This window comes from Zobellia alginiliquefaciens (genome assembly GCF_029323795.1).
Classification (GTDB): Bacteria; Bacteroidota; Bacteroidia; order Flavobacteriales; family Flavobacteriaceae; genus Zobellia; species Zobellia alginiliquefaciens.
Genome location: NZ_CP119758.1, coordinates 1453067 through 1471871, shown reverse-complemented (window position 1 = coordinate 1471871; position 18805 = coordinate 1453067). Strand labels below are relative to the sequence as shown.

Here is an 18805-nt window from a genome sequence, read left to right as displayed (position 1 = left end):
AAACGCTCTATGTGATTGATATACATATTTTTGGAGGTATAAAACCAATCAAAATGAATTATAGAAACGCATTCAAATTTTTAGCTTTATTGCTGTTTGTTGCCTGCTTTAGTACGGCCTTATCTGCTCAGCAGGGTAATGTAGAGGGGACAATTTCCGATGAAAACGGAATTAACGTTCCAGGGGCCAATGTCATTATAACCACGCTTAATAAAGGTGCTATCTCGGACTTTGATGGTCGCTTTTCTTTAGTAGGTATTCCGGCCGGGAATTACACTTTGAGCATTTCATATTTAGGTTACGCAGATATTTCACAAGAGGTTTCCGTAAAGGAAAAGGAAACAACATCGGTTTCCATTTTTATAACTCCAAAAACTTTAGAGTTAGACGGAGTGGAAGTAAGAGGGTACGGTCTAGGAAGTCAATCCAGAGCGCTGAACACCCAAAAGACCAATATGAATATAACCAACGTGGTTGCCACTGATCAAATCGGAAAGTTTCCGGATGCTAATATTGGTGATGCTGTAAAACGTATTCCGGGAATAACCATGCAAGTGGATCAAGGGGAAGCTAGAAATATAATTGTACGCGGACTGTCTCCTCAGTTAAATTCGGTTTCCTTAAATGGTAGTCGTGTGCCATCAGCCGAAGGCGATAACAGAAACGTGCAGATGGATTTGATTCCCGCAGATATGATTCAGAGTATAGAAGTGAGTAAAGCGGTTACTCCAGATATGGATGCGGATGCCCTTGGTGGTTCGGTAAATCTTGTGACTAGAACTTCTCCACAAGGGTTTAGACTTTCGTCTACATTGGGTTCAGGTATTAATTTCATTACGGATAAAGCTATCATTAATGGCTCTTTTCTAATAGGAGACAGAAGCACTAATGGTAAATTCGGATGGATGGCGAGCGCGTCATACAACGACAATGACTTCGGGTCAGATAACGTAGAAGCCGAGTGGTCTGATGAATTTGAATACTACACAGGTGAAGATGACGGTGAAGGAGAGCCAATTTTAGAGGAAGTGGATGTTGATCCTTACACGAGTGTTTTTGAGCAACGGGAATATTTGGTACAACGTATTAGGCGCAGTGTTTCGGCTAATTTTGACTACCGTTTTGATGCCAACAATTCCATTTTTCTTAAAACCATTTATAACTGGCGCGATGATCGTGAAAACCGATTTGCATTGCAGAGTGAAATATTGGATGGAGAAGATATTGAGTTGGGAGATTTTATGGTTAACAATGGTAGTTTGACCCGTTTTCCAGCGGAAATTACCAGAGAAACAAAAGGTGGTATTGATAGTAACCGAAATAAAAATAGACGTTTGGAAGACCAGCGAATGCAAAATTACAGTCTAGGTGGTAACCATTTATGGGGTGCCCTAAAAATGGATTGGATGACTTCTTTTGCAAAGGCTTCCGAAGAACGTTTGAATGAGAGATATATCGTTTTTGCCAACGAATATGAAGTTATCAATGATAATACCAATTCTAGGTACCCGCTCATGACTGCCGTTAATAATAATGATGCTGCTTTGTCAAACTTTGAATATGATGAGGTTACTGAAGAAAACCAATATACCAAAGAAGAGGATTTTAATGTGTTTGTGAATTTTGAAATACCTTCTGATTTTTTTGGTAATGGAGATGGTTCCATAAAGTTTGGAGGTAGGGCTAGAATTAAAACAAAGCTAAGAGATAATGATTTTTTTGAGTATGACTTGGAAGATGATTTCCCCACCTTGGCAGATGTGACCGTCCGAGACCTTTCTGATTCCGACTTCCTTGCTGGCAGCCAGTATTTGGCAGGACCTTTCGCTGATGAAGAATGGCTTGGGGGCTTGAACTTGGTAAACGGTGAATCTGTACCGGACGAGTTTTTACGGGCGAATTTCAATGTAGATGAAAATGTTTATGCCGCTTATGCGATGACCAACCAAAAAATCACGGATAAATTGAATCTTCTCTTTGGTCTCCGTTTAGAGACTACAAAGGTAACGGCCGTGGGTAACAGTATTATTGATGAAGAAGATCTAATAGGTGAATTAAAAGAGGAAAGTTCATACACCAATTTTATGCCTGGTCTTCATCTAAAATATAATCTTAACGATGAGACCATTCTACGTTTTGCATGGACAAATACTTTGGCTAGGCCAAATTATGAAGACTTGGTGCCCTCTCTAGATGTTGTTTCTGGCGATGAGGAAATCTATTTGGGAAATCCAGATTTGGAGGCGACTACATCTATGAATTTTGACCTAATGGCGGAGCATTATTTCCAAAGTGTAGGTATTCTGTCTGGCGGGCTTTTCTATAAGAATATAGATAATTTTATATACCTCTCCAGGGATGAGGCTACAGATGATTTTTATGGGGAAGATACTGAAGGGTTTGAGATTTTTCAACCTCTGAACGGTGATGGTGCGCGTATTTTTGGGGCTGAGTTCGCTTTTCAACGGCAATTGGATTTTCTGCCTGGATTTGCTCGTAATTTTAGCCTTTATCTAAATTATACTTTCATATCCTCTACTGCGGATGGTATAAAGAATGAAGACGGTGAAGACCGCGAAGATGTAGATTTGCCAAATACGACTCCCAATACATTTAATGCGTCGTTAGGCTATAATGACCAGAAATTCTCCGCCCGTTTGTCTTCTAATTTTTCCGATTCTTATATTGATGAGCTAGGGGGTAATGAATTTGAAGACCGATATTATGATACTCAACTTTTCTTAGATTTTAATGCAAGTTTTAAGATTACCAATAGCTTGAGTGTATATGCGGATTTAAATAATATAACCAATCAGCCACTTCGTTATTTTCAGAGTGTAAAAGACCGTACGCAGCAGGTTGAATTTTATGGTAGGCGATTGACATTTGGCCTCAAATATGACCTTTTTAAAAAGTAAATATTTAATAAAAACATCACTTTAAGGCGTTGCCTAAAATGTCAATAACATACTATTCATGAAAAAATTACTATCCCTTTTTATCATTCTGTTGGTTATCCAGTCATGTAAGACCAGCAAGCTGCCGGCTATAGCTCCCAATATAATTACCGAGAAAACAATAAATGACACGGACGATCCCGCTATTTGGGTCAATCCCTCAGATGCATCAAAGAGTATAGTATTTGGTACGGATAAGGAAACGAACGGTGCTATTTACGCGTTTGACCTCGACGGTAAAATCATTGAGGAAAAAACGATTAGAAACATACAACGGCCCAATAATATTGATGTGGCCTATGGTTTGGTTATAAACGACTCTACTACCGTTGATGTTTTAATGTTTGCCGAACGTGAGCGAAGTCAGATTCGCTTATTTTCAGTGCCGGATATGACACCTTTGGATAACGGCGGTTTTCCTGTTTTCATTGATGAGAAAGACCCTGAAATGAAACTCCCCATGGGTATTAGCTTGTATAAATCACCTAAGGATGAAAGTATGTATGCCATTGTAGGGCGTAAAGTAGGGCCTGCCGAAGGGTATTTACATCAATATAAGTTGGTAGTTAAACAAAATGGGAGCGTAGAGATTGAATTGGTTCGAGAATTCGGAAAATTCAGTGGAAAAAAGGAAATAGAAGCCATAGCCGTTGATAGTGAACTTGGTTTTGTTTATTATTCGGATGAACAGCATTGCATACGAAAATACTATGCGGAGCCAGAAATGGGCAATGAAGAACTCAGCTGTTTTGGCGGCGATGATTTTAAAAGTGATATTGAAGGTATTGCCATAGCAAGCTACACCAATGGAGAAGGGTATATAATTGTGTCTGACCAACAAAAGGGACAGTTCAATATTTATTCAAGAAAAACGAACGCGTTTATCAAAGCTGTTAATCTTTCGACATTGGAAACCGATGGCTGCGAGGTTGTAACAGTACCGTTGAACGCGACTTTTAAGAACGGTCTCTTCGTTGCTATGAACGATGAAAAGAATTTCTACTTCTATGATTTGGGAAAGTTAGGAATGGAATAAACCTTATTAAAATTTGACTTATAAAAAAACCTCACAGTCTACTGTGAGGTTTTGAATTTTATACGAGGCTTGTGAACAGCCTGTAAAATCAGGACTAAGCGCAGTTCTATCATGAATTAGGACTGAGCGCAAGCGAAGGCCTAATACCTGTAATACTCCGGCTTAAACGGACCTTCTACAGTTACACCTATATATTCGGCTTGTTCTTGCTTAAGTTCTGTAAGCTCAGCTCCTAAACGGGATAGGTGCAAAGCAGCTACTTTTTCATCTAAATGCTTTGGTAGCATATATACTTCGTTTTTGTAATTGTCGCTGTTTTTCCAAAGCTCTATCTGTGCCAAGGTTTGGTTTGTAAATGAATTACTCATAACAAAACTTGGGTGACCGGTAGCACAACCTAAGTTCACTAAACGACCTTCTGCTAAAACAATGATATCTTTACCGTCAATAGTATATTTGTCTACTTGTGGTTTAATTTCATCTTTAGAAGCTCCGTGAGTATTGTTCAACCAAGTCATATCAATTTCATTATCGAAATGGCCAATATTACAAACAATAACTTTGTCTTTCATCGCTTCAAAATGCTCTGGGCGAATGATGTCCTTATTACCGGTGGTAGTGATAACAACATCTGCAGTACCCACAACGGTTTCCAGTTTTTTAACTTCAAAACCGTCCATACAGGCTTGAAGCGCACAAATTGGGTCAATTTCAGTAACGGTAACGATTGATCCAGCTCCTCTAAAAGAAGCAGCGGTACCTTTACCAACATCTCCGTAACCGGCTACTACAACTTTTTTACCAGCAAGCATAGTATCGGTAGCACGGCGAATAGCATCAACAGCACTTTCGCGACATCCGTATTTATTATCGAATTTAGATTTTGTAACCGAATCGTTTACGTTAATGGCAGGCATTGGCAATGTGCCGTTTTTCATACGTTCGTACAAACGGTGAACACCAGTTGTTGTTTCTTCGGAAAGTCCTTTAATGGCATCTGCCAGTTCAGGATAGTCGTCCAATACCATATTGGTAAGGTCGCCACCATCATCTAAAATCATGTTTAATGGCTCACGCTCTTCTCCAAAGAATAAAGTTTGTTCAATACACCAGTTAAATTCTTCTTCGGTAAGACCTTTCCAAGCGTAAACCGGTATCCCTGCAGCGGCAATTGCAGCGGCAGCGTGATCTTGGGTAGAGAATATATTACAGGAGCTCCAAGTAACATCGGCACCCAAGGCTACCAAGGTTTCAATAAGAACGGCTGTTTGAATGGTCATATGAAGACATCCGGCAATGCGGGCACCTTTTAAAGGCTGCTCTTTTCCATATTCTTCACGTAATGCCATAAGACCAGGCATTTCGGCTTCTGCAAGTTCAATTTCCTTTCGTCCCCAATCCGCCAAAGAAATATCTTTTACCTTATAAGGTACATAAGAAACAGTTTTGGTATCCATATTCTTTTTTATTTTTTACTTTCGTTATATTAGCTATACAGCTATTTGTGGTTGCAAAGTTAAGAAAAACGTATAGAACCATATGCCTCTTTATAAGATAGTAAAGGTAAATAAAGACACAAAGGTGTTTATTTGGAAGGTTACCGAATCAGAACAGGAACTTTCGGAAGGAATTGACCTGACCCAACATTGCCAAAACCGAATGGATGGCATGAAATCCGAGCTTCATCGCAGGGGTTTCTTGAGCATCAGGCATTTAATGGCAGAGGCCGGTTATGTGGATGCCGATTTGTTTTATGACGAATTTGGAAAACCACATTTGAAGGATGGAAAAAAAATAAGCATTACGCATTCCAATCACTTTACGGGCATTATTGTAAGTGCCAAACATGAAGTGGGCATTGATATTGAAATGCAAAGGGAGAAAATACTGCGTATTGCCCATAAGTTTACCCCAATTGAAGAATACCGGACCATTGCCAATACGGATGCGTTAATTAGAAAACTGACTATCGTTTGGGGGAGTAAAGAAGCCCTATATAAAATATATGCCCAACAAGGCTTAAGTTTTATACACCATATAGATGTAGCGGACTTTACTTTTGATAGTGCCGCTACCACTGCCGAAATTTTATACCATGGTGATTTATCAAGTTATCAGATACGGTTTATGGAGTTTGAAGGTTTTACCTGTGTGTACGCCTTAAAAAGCTGAGCGCTATTATCTCAGATCAGAGGCTCACGGTCAATTGTATATGTGTTGAACATAATAATCAAAGAGAATGGATATATCGGTAGAACTTACTTTTTCTCCTTTGCAGGATGATTTTGAGGAGCTTATCATCAACTTTATTAAAAAACTTCGTGCCTCGGGTCTTATGATTCTGGAAAATCCTTTAAGTACTCAGGTGTATGGGGAATATGACAAGGTGATGGATGTGCTGACCAACGAGATAAAAGAAGCCTTTGATTTAATGGATAATGGTTTGTTGTACATGAAAATAGTAAAGTCTGACCGTAGCGAGTATGAACCATTTTTTTGATTGGATTTTTGCTCAGTATGAAGGCACGGCTGCGTACTTGGTTGTTTTAGAAATTATTGGGGTCATTTTTGGTTTTCTTAGCGTCTGGTTTTCTAAAAAAGAGAATATTCTTGTTTTTCCTACGGGTATAATCAGCACCGCTATCTTTGTCTATATCCTGTTGGTTTTTGGGCTTTTAGGAGATATGCTTATAAATGCCTATTATTTTTCAATGAGCATATATGGCTGGTATGTATGGACGAGAAAAATAGACGATTCCCATTTTATACCAATTACGACCACTACGTCCCAAGAAAAGAAATGGACATTCTTATTGTTTGTAGGTACTGTTCTTTTTGTCTGTTTGGTGTATTTGTTTTTTGATAAATTCAATAATTGGACGGCCTATATAGATACCCTTACTACTGCCATCTTTTTTGTGGGCATGTGGTTAATGGCTAAAAAGAAATTAGAAAATTGGATTTATTGGATCATTGGTGATATCATTAGCGTTCCTCTATATTGGTACAAAGGCCTTATATTTACTTCCCTGCAATATTTCTTGTTTACCATTATTGCAGTTTACGGTTATCTCGCATGGAAAAAAAGTTTGAACAAGAGCCCTCAGACGTTGTTAAAGTAGTGCTGTTCGGTCCTGAATCTACGGGTAAGACTACGCTTTCAGATCAGTTGGCACGGTATTACAATACAGTTTGGGTACCGGAGTACGCTAGGGAATATCTACAGGACAAATGGAACAACGAACGAAAGACGTGCGAACCCAAAGATCTCTTACCTATTGCAGCGGGACAGATGAAAATAGAGAACCAATTGGCTAAAAAAGCTTCCGAAGTTCTTATTTGTGATACGGATTTGTTAGAGACCAAGGTATATTCAGAAGCGTATTATTTGGGTTATTGTGATCCTGCTTTGGAGAAGCATGCATTAAATAATCATTATGATTTGTATTTGCTTACGTATATAGATGTACCGTGGGTAGGCGATGATTTAAGGGATAAGCCGAACGAACGTGAACGAATGTTCGATTACTTTAAAGAAACCCTCCAAAAATATGATCGTAATTTTATTATATTGAAAGGTAATAGAAAAGAACGCCTAGAAACTGCTGTAAAGCATATAGATAAACTATTGAAGAATAAATTAGATGACACTAACAGAAAATGATTTGGCTTTACTGGCCAAAAAAGGAATTTCAGAAAAAAAGGTACATGACCAAATAGAAACTTTCAAAGAAGGTATACCGTTTGTGCAATTGGAAAAGGCCGCTACCGTTGGTGAAGGTCTTTCAAAATTTACCGAAGCCGAGGAAAATACACTAATACAAAAGTTTGATGCTTCTAAAAGTGATTTGTCTTTGTTGAAGTTTGTGCCGGCCTCTGGTGCTGCATCGCGTATGTTTAAAGCATTGTTTAATTTTTTGGATGCCTATAATCCTGCAAATGAAACCTTGGATGCCTATTTTGAGAGAACAGGAGATAAAGCGTTAAAAGCTTTCTCCGAAGGTATGACCAATTTTGCTTTCTATGATTTAGTAAAAAATCGCATTGCAGGTAAAACATCTTCCAAAGATGAAGAAGTTTATCTTTTTGTAAAAGAGATGATGTCCGAGGATGCGTTAAACTATGGTTTTTACCCTAAGGGATTGTTGCCCTTTCACAATTATGGAGATTATACCGCCACTCCTTTTGAGGAACATTTAAAGGAGGCATCCGTCTATGCAAAAACAGGCGATACGGCAGAGTTGCATTTTACGATAAGCGAGCAGCACGGAGATATGTTCAATACGGAATTCAATGAGGTAAAAGAACGGGTATCAGCGGCTACCAACACCTCTTTTAAAGTAAGTTACTCCAATCAAAAACCCTCTACGGATAACATTGCGGTAGATATGCAGAATGAACCTTTTAGAAATAGTGATGGTTCCGTTCTTTTTAGACCAGGTGGTCATGGTGCTTTAATAGAAAATTTGAATGAACAGGATGCAGATATAATTTTTATTAAGAATATTGATAATGTTACGGTGCCAAAATATGCAACAGAGGTTGCAGATAGTAAAAAGGTATTGGCAGGTGTTCTTATAACAGCTCAGGAAAAAGCGTTTAATTATGCTAAGAACTTAGATACGGATGAGCTTACTGCAGATCAGCTGGATGAAATAAAAAGTTTTTTAGAAAGTGATCTTAATGTTCGTTTTTCAGATAGCTTTTCTGGATTTAGCATAGGCGAACAGATTGAGATTTTAAAAGATAAGATCAATAGACCTATACGTATTTGTGGTATGGTGGTAAATGAAGGGGAACCAGGTGGAGGACCGTTTTGGATTAATGACAGAAACGGTAATATATCTCTTCAGATTATAGAGTCGGCACAAATAGATATGGATAAAGAACAACAGGCCAGTATTCTTAAAAATGCTACTCATTTTAACCCTGTAGACTTGGTTTGTGCGGTTAAGAACTATAAAGGAGAAAAATATAATCTTATGAACTTTGTAGATGTAAAACAAGGTTTTATTACGGGTAAAACAAAAGAAGGTAGGGAGTTGAAAGCGCTGGAACTTCCGGGACTGTGGAACGGTGCTATGGCTTTTTGGAATACTATTTTTGTAGAAGTACCTTCTTCTACTTTTAATCCTGTAAAGACGGTAAACGACTTGTTAAGACCTGCGCATCAGGTATAATAGGTTGCTATATTAGTAACTCAAATAATTATTTACTCAAAAAGTGTGTATTTTTTACACACTTTTTTTTGTTTTTACACACCTGTATACATGTCTGTAATTCAGTGATTTACAAATAAATATCTGAATATCAGAGGTTTGTGTGGTTTGCCATACGATTGGCATCATTTTCTCTCTTCATTAAGTGATTATCAAAACAATAACAATAATTAAAATACACACGAAATGAAAAATTTAATGTTTGCTGCAGTATTGTCTTTAGGTACAATGACTGCTTTCGCTCAAGAAGAAGAAACAACTGTAGAAGAAGTAGCAACTGAACAAGTTGAGGCTACTCAAGATAACTATACTGAAATAGCTGCTGAGGAAGTACCTGCTGCTATCTCCGATGCTTTAGAAGCTGCTCACCCTGGAGCTACTATTTCTCAAGCTTATATGAACGACGAAGCTGAGTATAAGTTAGAGGTTGCTAAAGAAGATGGTGAAACAGCTGAATTATATGCTGATGCCGAAGGTAACTGGATTGAAAAATAAGCTTAGTATAGCTTACAGTTAAAAAAGTTAGTAGAAAATGCCCATCCTCATTTGAGGATGGGCATTTTTGAGTTTAGGCTACAATCAATCTAAATTGAAAATAGTAACTCACGGTTTCTTATTCTCTAAGCAACTCTGGAATCTTGGTTTTGTTGTATTTAGAATTCTCGCCTATATCTATAGAACGTGTCAAGACCGAGTTCGTATATATTTTACACAATAATCAATATAAATACACACAATTACACACTTTTAAAACTTGCTTTTATTTGTAAAATACTATTTGTCAACTATTTACAATTCAATTCGGTTTTTGGTATCATTATTTCTATACACTAATCAGAATATTTAAAATAAAGAAAACGATTATGAAGAAAATATTTATCACCGCAATTTTCGCAATAGGAAGTCTTTCAGCTTTTGCTCAAGAAGAAGCAACAGCAGTTGAAGCAACAGCAACAGAGGCAGAAGCCACACAAGATAATTTTTCTGAGGTAGCAGCTAGTGAATTACCAGAAGCGGTAACTGCAGCGGTTTCTAAAAACTACCCTACTGCATCAATAGATAAAGCATACGCAAATGAAGCAAATCAGTATAAATTAGAAGTATCTCTAGAAGATGGTACTGCTGGTACTTTATATGCAGACGAAAATGGTAACTGGATTGAAATGTAATAACTTGAGTTATTTGTTTTGTATCAAGTTGGTTTGGTCAGAAAGGGGTTGCATCTGCAGCCCCTTTCTATATTTATATAGGTTACGTTTCTCACTAACTTAGAACATATAGCAAGAAATGTATGCTGTTTTTAATCTATAAACTGATTTGAAATGTATTAAAGCGAATAGAATGTTTAAGATTTACGGGTGTCGCATTCTAACAAACATAATATGGGACAATAAATTTGGCGTGATGAAATAATATTACTTTTTAAAATCAATTCATCCTCATAGCTCAAATTTCTTCAAAGGGAGGTGGCTTATTAGTTAATATAGATTGAACCTCTGGAAGTAAAAAAAATATGACTCAGCTTTATTAAAAAAGAACCACGTTCCGGCGAATATATTCGACCGGATTTTTTCATTTGTAGAAATACAGTTCATCTGTATAATAAGGGAGATGAGAGAGTGTAAGGATGGGTTCCGATTTTAAAACTCAGAATTGTATTGTGTAAAGTGATATCTGTGAAATTATTACCCAAATAAAATAGAATTTCACACTAATACACACTTTTTAAAATCAGGTTTATTTGTAAGTAGTTGATTTATAGTTGATTGATTTGGGAGTTGAATATTGGTATCATATTTTCTATATACAAAGGGAAATCAATTAGTAGTAAACATAAAACCTTTATAACATGAAAAAATTATTTATCACATCAGTATTCGCATTAGGAAGTTTAACTGCATTTGCTCAAGAGGAGCAAGCAACAGAAGCTGTTGATGCGGCAACTGAAACCGTAGCTCAAGATCAGGATGCTTTTTCAGAAGTAGCTTTAGAAGAGGTTCCGGAAGCGGTAACTACAATGGTAGAAACTAACTACCCAGGCGCAACGATCAACAAAGCTCATAAAAACGAAGCTAACCAGTACAAATTGGAAGTTTCTTTAGAAGATGGTACTTCAGGAGCGCTTATTGTTGATGAAGAAGGTAACGCTATCACCCAATAAGAATTCACTTAAGAGTTCTCTCAAAACACAATTACATTACCATTAATTATATACATATATAAAAATAGAACATTATGAAAAAATTATTTATCACATCAGTATTCGCATTAGGAAGTTTAACTGCATTTGCTCAAGAGGAGCAAGCAACAGAAGCTGTTGATGCGGCAACTGAAACCGTAGCTCAAGAACAAGATGCTTTTTCAGAAGTAGCTTTAGAAGAAGTTCCGGAAGCGGTAACTACAATGGTAGAAACGAACTACCCAGGCGCAACGATCAATAAGGCCCATAAAAACGAAGCTAACCAGTACAAATTGGAAGTTTCTTTAGAAGATGGTACTTCAGGAGCACTTATCGTTGATGAAGAAGGTAACGCTATAGAGCAATAAGAATTCGCTTAGGATTTCCCCCAAATTACAAGAACATTATTAATCATTCACATATATAAAATATAATATCATGAAAAAATTATTCATAACATCAGTATTCGCATTAGGAAGTTTAACTGCATTTGCTCAAGAAGAGCAAGCAACAGAAGCTGTTGATGCAGCAACTGAAACCGTAGCTCAAGATCAGGATGCTTTTTCAGAAGTAGCCGTAGAAGAAGTTCCGGAAGCGGTAACTACAATGGTAGAAACTAACTACCCAGGCGCAACGATCAATAAGGCCCATAAAAACGAAGCTAACCAGTACAAATTGGAAGTTTCTTTAGAAGATGGTACTTCAGGAGCACTTATCGTTGATGAAGAAGGTAACGCTATTGAGCAATAAGAAGTGTTAAATTGTCGGAAGAAATTCCGAACCAATTTTGAGAAAGGAACCGTTCTATAACGGTTCCTTTTTTGCGTTTGACCTCTTTTTTAAAATTATCTTTTATGATAAATTTAGAAGAGAAAGAGCTTTCTTGTGTTATTTTTACGTACATAGATACGGAACACTAGATTGCTTTTATGCCAAACCTTTTAATCATTGAAGATGATGCCGCATTTTGTCAGATGCTCCAAAAGTTTTTGACAAGACACGGTTACCAAGTAGAGACCAGCTTTGCTGCCCCAGATGCCAAAGAAAAAATCGGAAAAACTAAATTCGATTTGATTTTGACTGACTTACGCTTGCCCGATTATGACGGTATACAATTGTTGACCGATATAAAACAGGTAAGTCCCAAAACACAAGTAATAGTCATGACGGGCTATGCCGAAGTGGGTACAGCCGTGAACGCTATGAAAAAAGGGGCGTTTGACTATATTTCAAAGCCTTTTACTCCAGATGAAATTGTAATGATCTTGGATAATGCTTTAAAGGTAGAAGTTGCTACATCTCAAGCAATACCTGCTGCAGAACAGGTCTCCAATAACAATCTACAGAAAAAAAACACAAAGTCGGTCCCATCAAAAACAGACGCAAATACTATAGTCAAAGGTGTTAGTGATGCATCCAAAAAACTAGAGGATTATATAAAATTAGTAGCGCCAACGGATATGTCCGTTTTAATTACCGGCGAAAGTGGCACGGGTAAGGAAGTGACAGCTAGGGCTATTCACAACAACAGTAAACGAAAAGACTTCAATTTTATAGCGGTAGACTGTGGTGCAATTCCCAAAGAGCTGGCAACTAGTGAATTTTTCGGTCACATTAAAGGAAGTTTTACAGGTGCCGTAGAAGATAAAATCGGAAATTTTGAAGCCGCCAATAAGGGGACTCTGTTTTTGGACGAAGTAGGTAATCTCTCTTATGAAAACCAAATACAGTTACTTCGTGCCCTCCAAGAGCGAAAAGTAAAACGTGTGGGTAGCACTAAGGAGATTGATGTTGATTTACGCATCATTACCGCTACCAATGAAGATTTGACCGAAGCCGTGGAAAAAGGAACTTTCAGGGAAGACCTTTTTCATCGATTGAACGAATTTTCTATTCAGATTCCATCTTTGGAAGATAGATTTGAAGATTTAATGCTTTTTGCAGAGAACTTTTTGAACAAGGCAAATGCAAGTTTGGATAAAAATGTAGACGGATTTTCATCTGAGGTTTGGGGAGCTTTTCAGCAGTACCATTGGCCGGGTAATTTACGGGAACTACAGAATGTGGTAAAACGTGCCGTTTTGCTCACCATGGGAGATGAGGTCCAAATGGATGCCTTGCCGAGAGAGGTGCTTCAACCACAGGAAAAAGAGACTAAGGTTGAGAACTTTTCCAAATCGGAATTTGAGAAAGACCGAATTATTAAAGCCTTAAAGAAGACTAATTTCAATAAATCCAAAGCGGCAAAATTACTTCAGGTGACAAGAAAAACACTGTATAACAAAATCAACCATTATAATCTGGACTTATAGCCAAGCGCTCTTCCAATTCCGTTACTAGTTCTTTAACATGGTGTTTCAAGACTTTTAGCGAATTGAGTAGCATATCCGGGTCAAAATTCTCCGGCGTGCCTAGCTCCATTTTTTCTAATATAGATACACAGTTTTCGACCTTAAGCTGTCTAAACATGGGTAACATGCGGTGGGCAACTTGGTTTACTTGTGGGTAATCCTTAGCTGTGACGGTTTCTTCAAGAAGCTTCATATTGGTTTCCGTATCGCTTAAAAATGTTCGCAAAACATCTTGTATAGCATCTTCATTCGTTCCCAAAAAGGAATGGATAATGTTAAGATTGTACAATTTTGGTTCTTCTTCCGCTATTTTCGTTTTTTCTTCTTTGGGTTGTTCTTTTTGTGTGGTTATGCCTAGTAATTTTAAGGTTGCGATTAGCTCACCTTTAGAAAAAGGCTTTTGCAATACTTGTGAAAACCCCACACCTATATAAGCATCCGGCCCTAAATCCCTTCTTCCGGTCATAGCTACTATGGGCTGCGTGTTGTAATGTTTGTAATCTCCGGATTGTAATTTTTTGAGAACCTCAAAACCGGTTACTTGTGGCATTTGAATATCTGTGAGAACTATGTCATATGCCAAGTGTGAATCTTTTTCAATGGAGAGAAAATTAGTAAAGGTATGCGCTGTAATACCCATACTTTCCGCAAGTTCACGTAGCATATGTAAAAGAGCCGTGTCATCGTCTATAATGAGCATACGTAGCTTTGGCGCCATATAAGGCATCTCTTTACTAGGCTTTTCTATGGCCTCCGTAACCTCTAGCGGTAGTTGTAAGGTAAAGGTGCTTCCGGAGCCTAATTTACTTTCAAGGGTGAGCCTTCCTTTAAGAAGTTCCGCAAGTTTTTTTGAAATGGTAAGACCTAAACCGTGCCCGCCAAATTTTTTGTCCGTATCATTATCCGCTTGTGTGAACTCTTTAAAAATTAGATGCTGCTTTTCTTTGGCGATACCAATTCCAGTATCCGATACCTGAATTTTAGCAGAAATAGCGTTGTCTTTCTCTTTTGGGGCAGTGGCGGTTATTCTAATCTCGCCTTCCTCCGTAAACTTAAAGGCGTTGCCCATAAGGTTGGTCAGTATTTGGCGAATTCTAAAAGGATCGCCCAATACAGTTTGTTGTAGTTGCGGTGCTATTTCTAGCACCAACTTCAATCCTTTGTTAACATGTAAGGCTTGTAAATTTTCAGCCGTTTCTTGGATAAGATGAGCAGGAATAAACGGTACGTTCTCAATTTTAAGTTTTCCGGCTTCCAGTTTGGAGAAGTCCAAGAGGTCGTTTACTAAATTACCTACATACTCCGAAGCCGATTTTACCTTCTTTACATATCCATTTTGTTTGCGGGATAGTTCTGTGCTTTCTAGCAGTTCAGAATAACCGCTAATGGTATTTAAGGGCGTACGAAGGTCATGGCTTACAGTTGATATTAACTGTTCTCGACTTTTTAAAAGCGACTCTGAGAATTTTTTCTCTTTCTCCAATCGTACCCTGTAGGTTTGTACTTTCCAGTAATCCCTTGTAATCAAGAACGAAAATATTCCAACTATAATAAAGCCTAAAAGGGCTGCTATTCCGGCAATTCGTGTGGTTCTTTTCAGGGTTTCTCGTTTAACAATACTGGTGTTATAACTACTGGAGATAATTTCTTTTTCAAAAGCGGCAATTATATTTTGTAGCTGACGAGACAGCTCAAGGTCATTGCGGTTTACCTCAATTTCTTTTTGGGCCAAGGAGCGCTGCGATCTGGTATCTGCCAGTTTTGCCCTTCTTAGCATAGCTTTTGAAACATTTAAAATGGAATCTACGTAAGCTGCATTTTGCGTATTGTCACCAGAATTTGGGGCATTTTTATTGATTAGAGTGGCATAGTCCCGTAACGAATTTTGGACTTTTGGTGATAATTGGTCAAAATCCGTAAACAGGTTTTCAGCGGAAAATTTGCCGAATGATTCTTCAATTTTTTCAAATTCCTTAAGGGCTTTATCTAGTGAATTTGCGGAATTACTTTTCACTTTTAATTTGCGTAATTCGTTGTTGTTATTGACCTTTTCACCCAATAATACCTGCAGGCTGTCCAGTAAGTTTTTTTGCTCCTCGCCCAACATTAGCTTTTTTAGGGTGTCAATTTCCACTTGTATGGAATCAATTTTTAGGGCGTAAGAATCAAAATTACTTTTAATGTTGCTTTGCAAAGCTAGTTTAGATAAGCTTTCGGCTTCGTAAAGATTGGTCATCAATGAGCTTGTACGAAGTAATTTTTCGTCATTGATATCTGCAGTTTCTGTAGAGATATAGGTTTGTATTTCCGTGTAAACAAAATAGCCAACACCTGCTGCCAATAGGGCTAAAATTAAATAGCTGGTAACAATCTTTAAGGTGAACTTGTTTTTAGATTTTTTAGAAGCGTTTACCATATTCGTGTATTGCACAAAAGTGTTTCTAAAAATACGTATATAAAGGGCGTAGGGTTTATAAATAAGCGTTAATTATTGCCTCAAATGAAACATAAAACCTCAATAAGTGTGTGTTTTGGTCAAATCGTTATGATATGTAAGAAGACAAAGTTATATTTGCCGCATCTCAAAGGGGTGCTAATTCTTACTATGGCAAAGGCGTAAAATGCTCTTTATGGTTGTAAGATAAGCTGAGATTATACCCAATGAACCTGGACGGGTAATGCTGTCAAGGGAAAAGTGAATTTTTCACTTCTTGGAATATTTATGTAGGTCCGTAATCGGACGAAATCCAATTAAAAATAAGAATAACGCCCCTTTTATTCGTAGTTAATAGATACGAATGAAGTACTTTGTTATGCTTTTGGTCTGTTCAGCAATGACCACCCAACTTTTCGCACAAGAAAAAAAAATCGATTCGGTTGAGGGTAAGAAAATTGACTTGGATGAGGTTTTTGTCTCTGCAATCCGAGTCAGTAAAGCAACTCCGGTAACCTTTTCCAACCTTAAGAAAGAAGAATACGCATCGCGTAACTTGGGTCAGGATATTCCTATTCTTATGAACTTCTTGCCAGGAGTGGTAACTACCTCAGATGCCGGTGCGGGTGTTGGGTACACGGGTATTCGGGTGCGTGGTAGTGATAATACACGGGTAAATGTTACTATAAACGGCATACCTTATAACGATTCTGAATCCCATGGTACGTTCTGGGTGAACATGCCAGATTTTGCATCGTCCACGGAGAGTTTGCAGTTGCAACGTGGTGTAGGTACGTCAACCAATGGTTCGGGCGCTTTTGGTGCTAGCCTAAATTTATTGACGGATGCCGTTTCGGACGAAGCGTATGCTCAAATTTCGTCTTCGGTAGGTAGTTTTAAAACCCTCAGAAATAACGTGAAGTTTAGTACGGGATTGCTCAATGACCATATTGAAATTTCAGGCCGGCTGTCTAGAATAACTTCGGATGGTTATGTAGACAGAGCTTCCTCGGATTTAGACTCGTATTTTCTTCAAGCGGCTTACACAGATGCTAAAACACAACTAAAAGCATTGCTTTTTGGGGGACATGAAGTTACCTATCAATCGTGGAACGGAATAGATGCACAAACTTTAAAAGAGAACCGCACATATAATTCGGCTGGAGCTTATGAGGATGAGAATGGGGTTGAGCGGTATTATGATAATGAGGTAGATGATTATAAGCAGAACCATGCGCAACTTCTGTGGAATCAAAAAATTTCGGATAATTGGAGTACCAACATAGCATTTCACTTTACAAAAGGCAGCGGGTTTTTTGAGCAGTACAAACAAGAGGATAAATTTGCTACCTATGGTTTTGAGCCGATTATAGTAGATGGAGATTCCATAAATACAACTGATTTAATTCGTCGTCGTTGGCTAGATAATGAGTTCTATGGCGCGGTTTTTTCTGCTAATTATACCAAAGACCGTTTGGATGTTATTTTAGGCGGAGGGTGGAATTCCTACCAAGGCGATCATTTTGGAGAAGTAATTTGGGCGCGTTATTCAAATGATAATCAGATTCGTGACCGCTATTATGAAGATGATTCTAATAAATCGGATTTCAACTTTTATACCAAAGTGAACTACGGATTTAATGAAAAATGGAGTCTTTTTGGAGATCTTCAATATAGAAGGGTCGGGTATACGGCTAATGGCGAGGAAACAGGTCTGGTAGATGATACGTTTCACTTTTTCAATCCTAAAGCCGGAGTGGTGTTTGATTTAAACCGAAACAACAATTTCTATTTCAGCTATGCAGTTGCCAATCGCGAGCCTAATAGAAACGATTACGAAAGCGGTAACCCAAAATCAGAGAAACTAAACGACTTTGAGTTGGGGTGGCGTTATGTCTCCAATGCTTTTCAGTTGAATGCCAACGCCTATTACATGAGGTATAAAGATCAGCTGGTTCTAACGGGTCAATTAAATGACGTTGGGGCGCCATTACGTGAAAATGTTGGAGACAGTTACCGGGCAGGTATTGAGTTGGACGCCAATATTCTCTTAGGAAACAAATGGCAAATACAACCTAATATTGCTGTTAGTACTAATAAGAATTTAGATTTCTATTTTGAACGCGACGGTGAACTTCTTGATTTAGGGAATACAAATATGGCGTATTCGCCTAATGTGGTAATTGGTAATAGTATCGCTTATTCGCCTATAGAGAATCTTCGGATAGCCGCTTTGTCAAAATACGTTGGCGAGCAATATATGGGGAATATAGATTCGGATAATTCTATTTTGGACGCATATTCACAGACAGATTTGAATATACAGTACGTGTTTGGTTTTAAATCGGGCATCAAGAGTATTACGTTATCTGCTTTGGTGAATAATATCTTTGATGAGGATATAGTTTCTAACGGCTATTTCTATACCTATGATGATGATAGTTCAGGTGCCGTTCAAACTTTTGAGGGTGCTGGGTATTATCCGCAAGCGGGAATTAATTTCCTGTTCGGGGCAACGGTTCGGTTTTAATTCTTTATTGGTATTTGATTGGGTTAAAAACTTGTTGAAATAGTTTCATTGCTGATGACAAGCTGTCGTTAAATCCGTTATTTTTACTACGGATTCAAA

General features: G+C 37.9%; 16 protein-coding genes. 14 read left to right on the top strand and 2 right to left on the bottom strand.

Going from position 1 to position 18805, the window contains the following annotated elements; translation table 11 throughout:
• Positions 1-53 precede the first annotated feature (53 nt).
• Both P0077_RS06215 and P0077_RS06210 read left to right on the top strand, forming a co-directional pair.
• Positions 54-2918, top strand: a complete 2865-nt coding sequence (locus P0077_RS06215; protein WP_276168268.1) for a TonB-dependent receptor — start codon at positions 54-56, stop codon at positions 2916-2918.
• A gap of 58 nt (positions 2919-2976) precedes the next feature.
• Positions 2977-3993, top strand: a complete 1017-nt coding sequence (locus P0077_RS06210) for a phytase (protein ID WP_276168267.1) — start codon at positions 2977-2979, stop codon at positions 3991-3993.
• Positions 3994-4133: 140 nt separating this feature from the next.
• Here the strand turns inward: P0077_RS06210 and ahcY are convergent, their stop codons facing one another.
• Complete coding sequence (gene ahcY, locus P0077_RS06205; RefSeq protein WP_276168266.1) at positions 4134-5450, bottom strand: adenosylhomocysteinase; 1317 nt, start codon at positions 5448-5450, stop codon at positions 4134-4136.
• 82 nt (positions 5451-5532) lie between these two features.
• On the opposite strand from ahcY, the gene P0077_RS06200 reads away from it, so the two are divergent.
• The 11 genes from P0077_RS06200 to P0077_RS06150 all read left to right on the top strand — a co-directional run bounded on the left by P0077_RS06200 (position 5533) and on the right by P0077_RS06150 (position 13703).
• On the top strand, positions 5533-6165 hold the full coding sequence (locus P0077_RS06200) for a 4'-phosphopantetheinyl transferase family protein (RefSeq protein ID WP_276168265.1): 633 nt from the start codon (positions 5533-5535) through the stop codon (positions 6163-6165).
• A gap of 67 nt (positions 6166-6232) precedes the next feature.
• Positions 6233-6493 (top strand): YkoF family thiamine-binding protein, encoded by a 261-nt coding sequence (locus tag P0077_RS06195; RefSeq protein ID WP_276168264.1) that lies wholly within the window; start codon positions 6233-6235, stop codon positions 6491-6493.
• Positions 6477-7115 carry a nicotinamide riboside transporter PnuC gene (gene pnuC, locus P0077_RS06190; protein ID WP_276168263.1) on the top strand — a complete coding sequence of 213 codons (639 nt, stop codon included), beginning with the start codon at positions 6477-6479 and terminating at the stop codon, positions 7113-7115. The genes P0077_RS06195 and pnuC overlap by 17 nt, the downstream gene beginning before the upstream one ends.
• Positions 7070-7657, top strand: a complete 588-nt coding sequence (locus tag P0077_RS06185) for an ATP-binding protein (RefSeq protein ID WP_276168262.1) — start codon at positions 7070-7072, stop codon at positions 7655-7657. The genes pnuC and P0077_RS06185 overlap by 46 nt, the downstream gene beginning before the upstream one ends.
• The gene (locus P0077_RS06180) at positions 7638-9173 is read left to right on the top strand and encodes a DUF4301 family protein (protein ID WP_276168261.1); all 1536 of its coding nucleotides are present in this window, start codon (positions 7638-7640) and stop codon (positions 9171-9173) included. Before P0077_RS06185 ends, P0077_RS06180 begins: the two co-directional genes overlap by 20 nt.
• A 237-nt stretch (positions 9174-9410) precedes the next feature.
• Positions 9411-9707 (top strand): hypothetical protein, encoded by a 297-nt coding sequence (locus P0077_RS06175; protein ID WP_276168260.1) that lies wholly within the window; start codon positions 9411-9413, stop codon positions 9705-9707.
• A 368-nt stretch (positions 9708-10075) separates the two neighbouring features.
• Complete coding sequence (locus P0077_RS06170) at positions 10076-10381, top strand: hypothetical protein (RefSeq protein ID WP_276168259.1); 306 nt, start codon at positions 10076-10078, stop codon at positions 10379-10381.
• 680 nt (positions 10382-11061) lie between these two features.
• Positions 11062-11373 carry a hypothetical protein gene (locus tag P0077_RS06165; protein ID WP_276168258.1) on the top strand — a complete coding sequence of 104 codons (312 nt, stop codon included), beginning with the start codon at positions 11062-11064 and terminating at the stop codon, positions 11371-11373.
• A 74-nt stretch (positions 11374-11447) separates the two neighbouring features.
• On the top strand, positions 11448-11759 hold the full coding sequence (locus P0077_RS06160) for a hypothetical protein (protein ID WP_276168257.1): 312 nt from the start codon (positions 11448-11450) through the stop codon (positions 11757-11759).
• Positions 11760-11829: 70 nt separating this feature from the next.
• Complete coding sequence (locus P0077_RS06155) at positions 11830-12141, top strand: hypothetical protein (RefSeq protein WP_276168256.1); 312 nt, start codon at positions 11830-11832, stop codon at positions 12139-12141.
• Positions 12142-12320: 179 nt separating this feature from the next.
• On the top strand, positions 12321-13703 hold the full coding sequence (locus P0077_RS06150; RefSeq protein WP_276168255.1) for a sigma-54-dependent transcriptional regulator: 1383 nt from the start codon (positions 12321-12323) through the stop codon (positions 13701-13703).
• On the opposite strand, the gene P0077_RS06145 is transcribed toward P0077_RS06150, so the two are convergent.
• Positions 13678-16173 carry an ATP-binding protein gene (locus tag P0077_RS06145; RefSeq protein WP_276168254.1) on the bottom strand — a complete coding sequence of 832 codons (2496 nt, stop codon included), beginning with the start codon at positions 16171-16173 and terminating at the stop codon, positions 13678-13680. The genes P0077_RS06150 and P0077_RS06145 overlap by 26 nt on opposite strands.
• Before the next feature lie 367 nt (positions 16174-16540).
• Here P0077_RS06145 and P0077_RS06140 point away from each other — a divergent pair, with 367 nt between their 5' ends.
• A complete protein-coding gene (locus P0077_RS06140) occupies positions 16541-18706 on the top strand; it encodes a TonB-dependent receptor (protein WP_276168253.1) in 2166 nt (721 codons plus the stop codon).
• Positions 18707-18805: the final 99 nt, after the last annotated feature.

What these genes read in the sequence shown, in the direction of transcription:
- P0077_RS06215 (WP_276168268.1), top strand. Translation starts at nt 54, where the DNA reads ATGAATTATAGAAACGCATTCAAATTTTTAGCTTTATTGCTGTTTGTT.
- P0077_RS06210 (WP_276168267.1), top strand. Translation starts at nt 2,977, where the DNA reads ATGAAAAAATTACTATCCCTTTTTATCATTCTGTTGGTTATCCAGTCA.
- ahcY (WP_276168266.1), bottom strand. Translation starts at nt 5,450, where the DNA reads ATGGATACCAAAACTGTTTCTTATGTACCTTATAAGGTAAAAGATATT.
- P0077_RS06200 (WP_276168265.1), top strand. Translation starts at nt 5,533, where the DNA reads ATGCCTCTTTATAAGATAGTAAAGGTAAATAAAGACACAAAGGTGTTT.
- P0077_RS06195 (WP_276168264.1), top strand. Translation starts at nt 6,233, where the DNA reads ATGGATATATCGGTAGAACTTACTTTTTCTCCTTTGCAGGATGATTTT.
- pnuC (WP_276168263.1), top strand. Translation starts at nt 6,477, where the DNA reads ATGAACCATTTTTTTGATTGGATTTTTGCTCAGTATGAAGGCACGGCT.
- P0077_RS06185 (WP_276168262.1), top strand. Translation starts at nt 7,070, where the DNA reads ATGGAAAAAAAGTTTGAACAAGAGCCCTCAGACGTTGTTAAAGTAGTG.
- P0077_RS06180 (WP_276168261.1), top strand. Translation starts at nt 7,638, where the DNA reads ATGACACTAACAGAAAATGATTTGGCTTTACTGGCCAAAAAAGGAATT.
- P0077_RS06175 (WP_276168260.1), top strand. Translation starts at nt 9,411, where the DNA reads ATGTTTGCTGCAGTATTGTCTTTAGGTACAATGACTGCTTTCGCTCAA.
- P0077_RS06170 (WP_276168259.1), top strand. Translation starts at nt 10,076, where the DNA reads ATGAAGAAAATATTTATCACCGCAATTTTCGCAATAGGAAGTCTTTCA.
- P0077_RS06165 (WP_276168258.1), top strand. Translation starts at nt 11,062, where the DNA reads ATGAAAAAATTATTTATCACATCAGTATTCGCATTAGGAAGTTTAACT.
- P0077_RS06160 (WP_276168257.1), top strand. Translation starts at nt 11,448, where the DNA reads ATGAAAAAATTATTTATCACATCAGTATTCGCATTAGGAAGTTTAACT.
- P0077_RS06155 (WP_276168256.1), top strand. Translation starts at nt 11,830, where the DNA reads ATGAAAAAATTATTCATAACATCAGTATTCGCATTAGGAAGTTTAACT.
- P0077_RS06150 (WP_276168255.1), top strand. Translation starts at nt 12,321, where the DNA reads ATGCCAAACCTTTTAATCATTGAAGATGATGCCGCATTTTGTCAGATG.
- P0077_RS06140 (WP_276168253.1), top strand. Translation starts at nt 16,541, where the DNA reads ATGAAGTACTTTGTTATGCTTTTGGTCTGTTCAGCAATGACCACCCAA.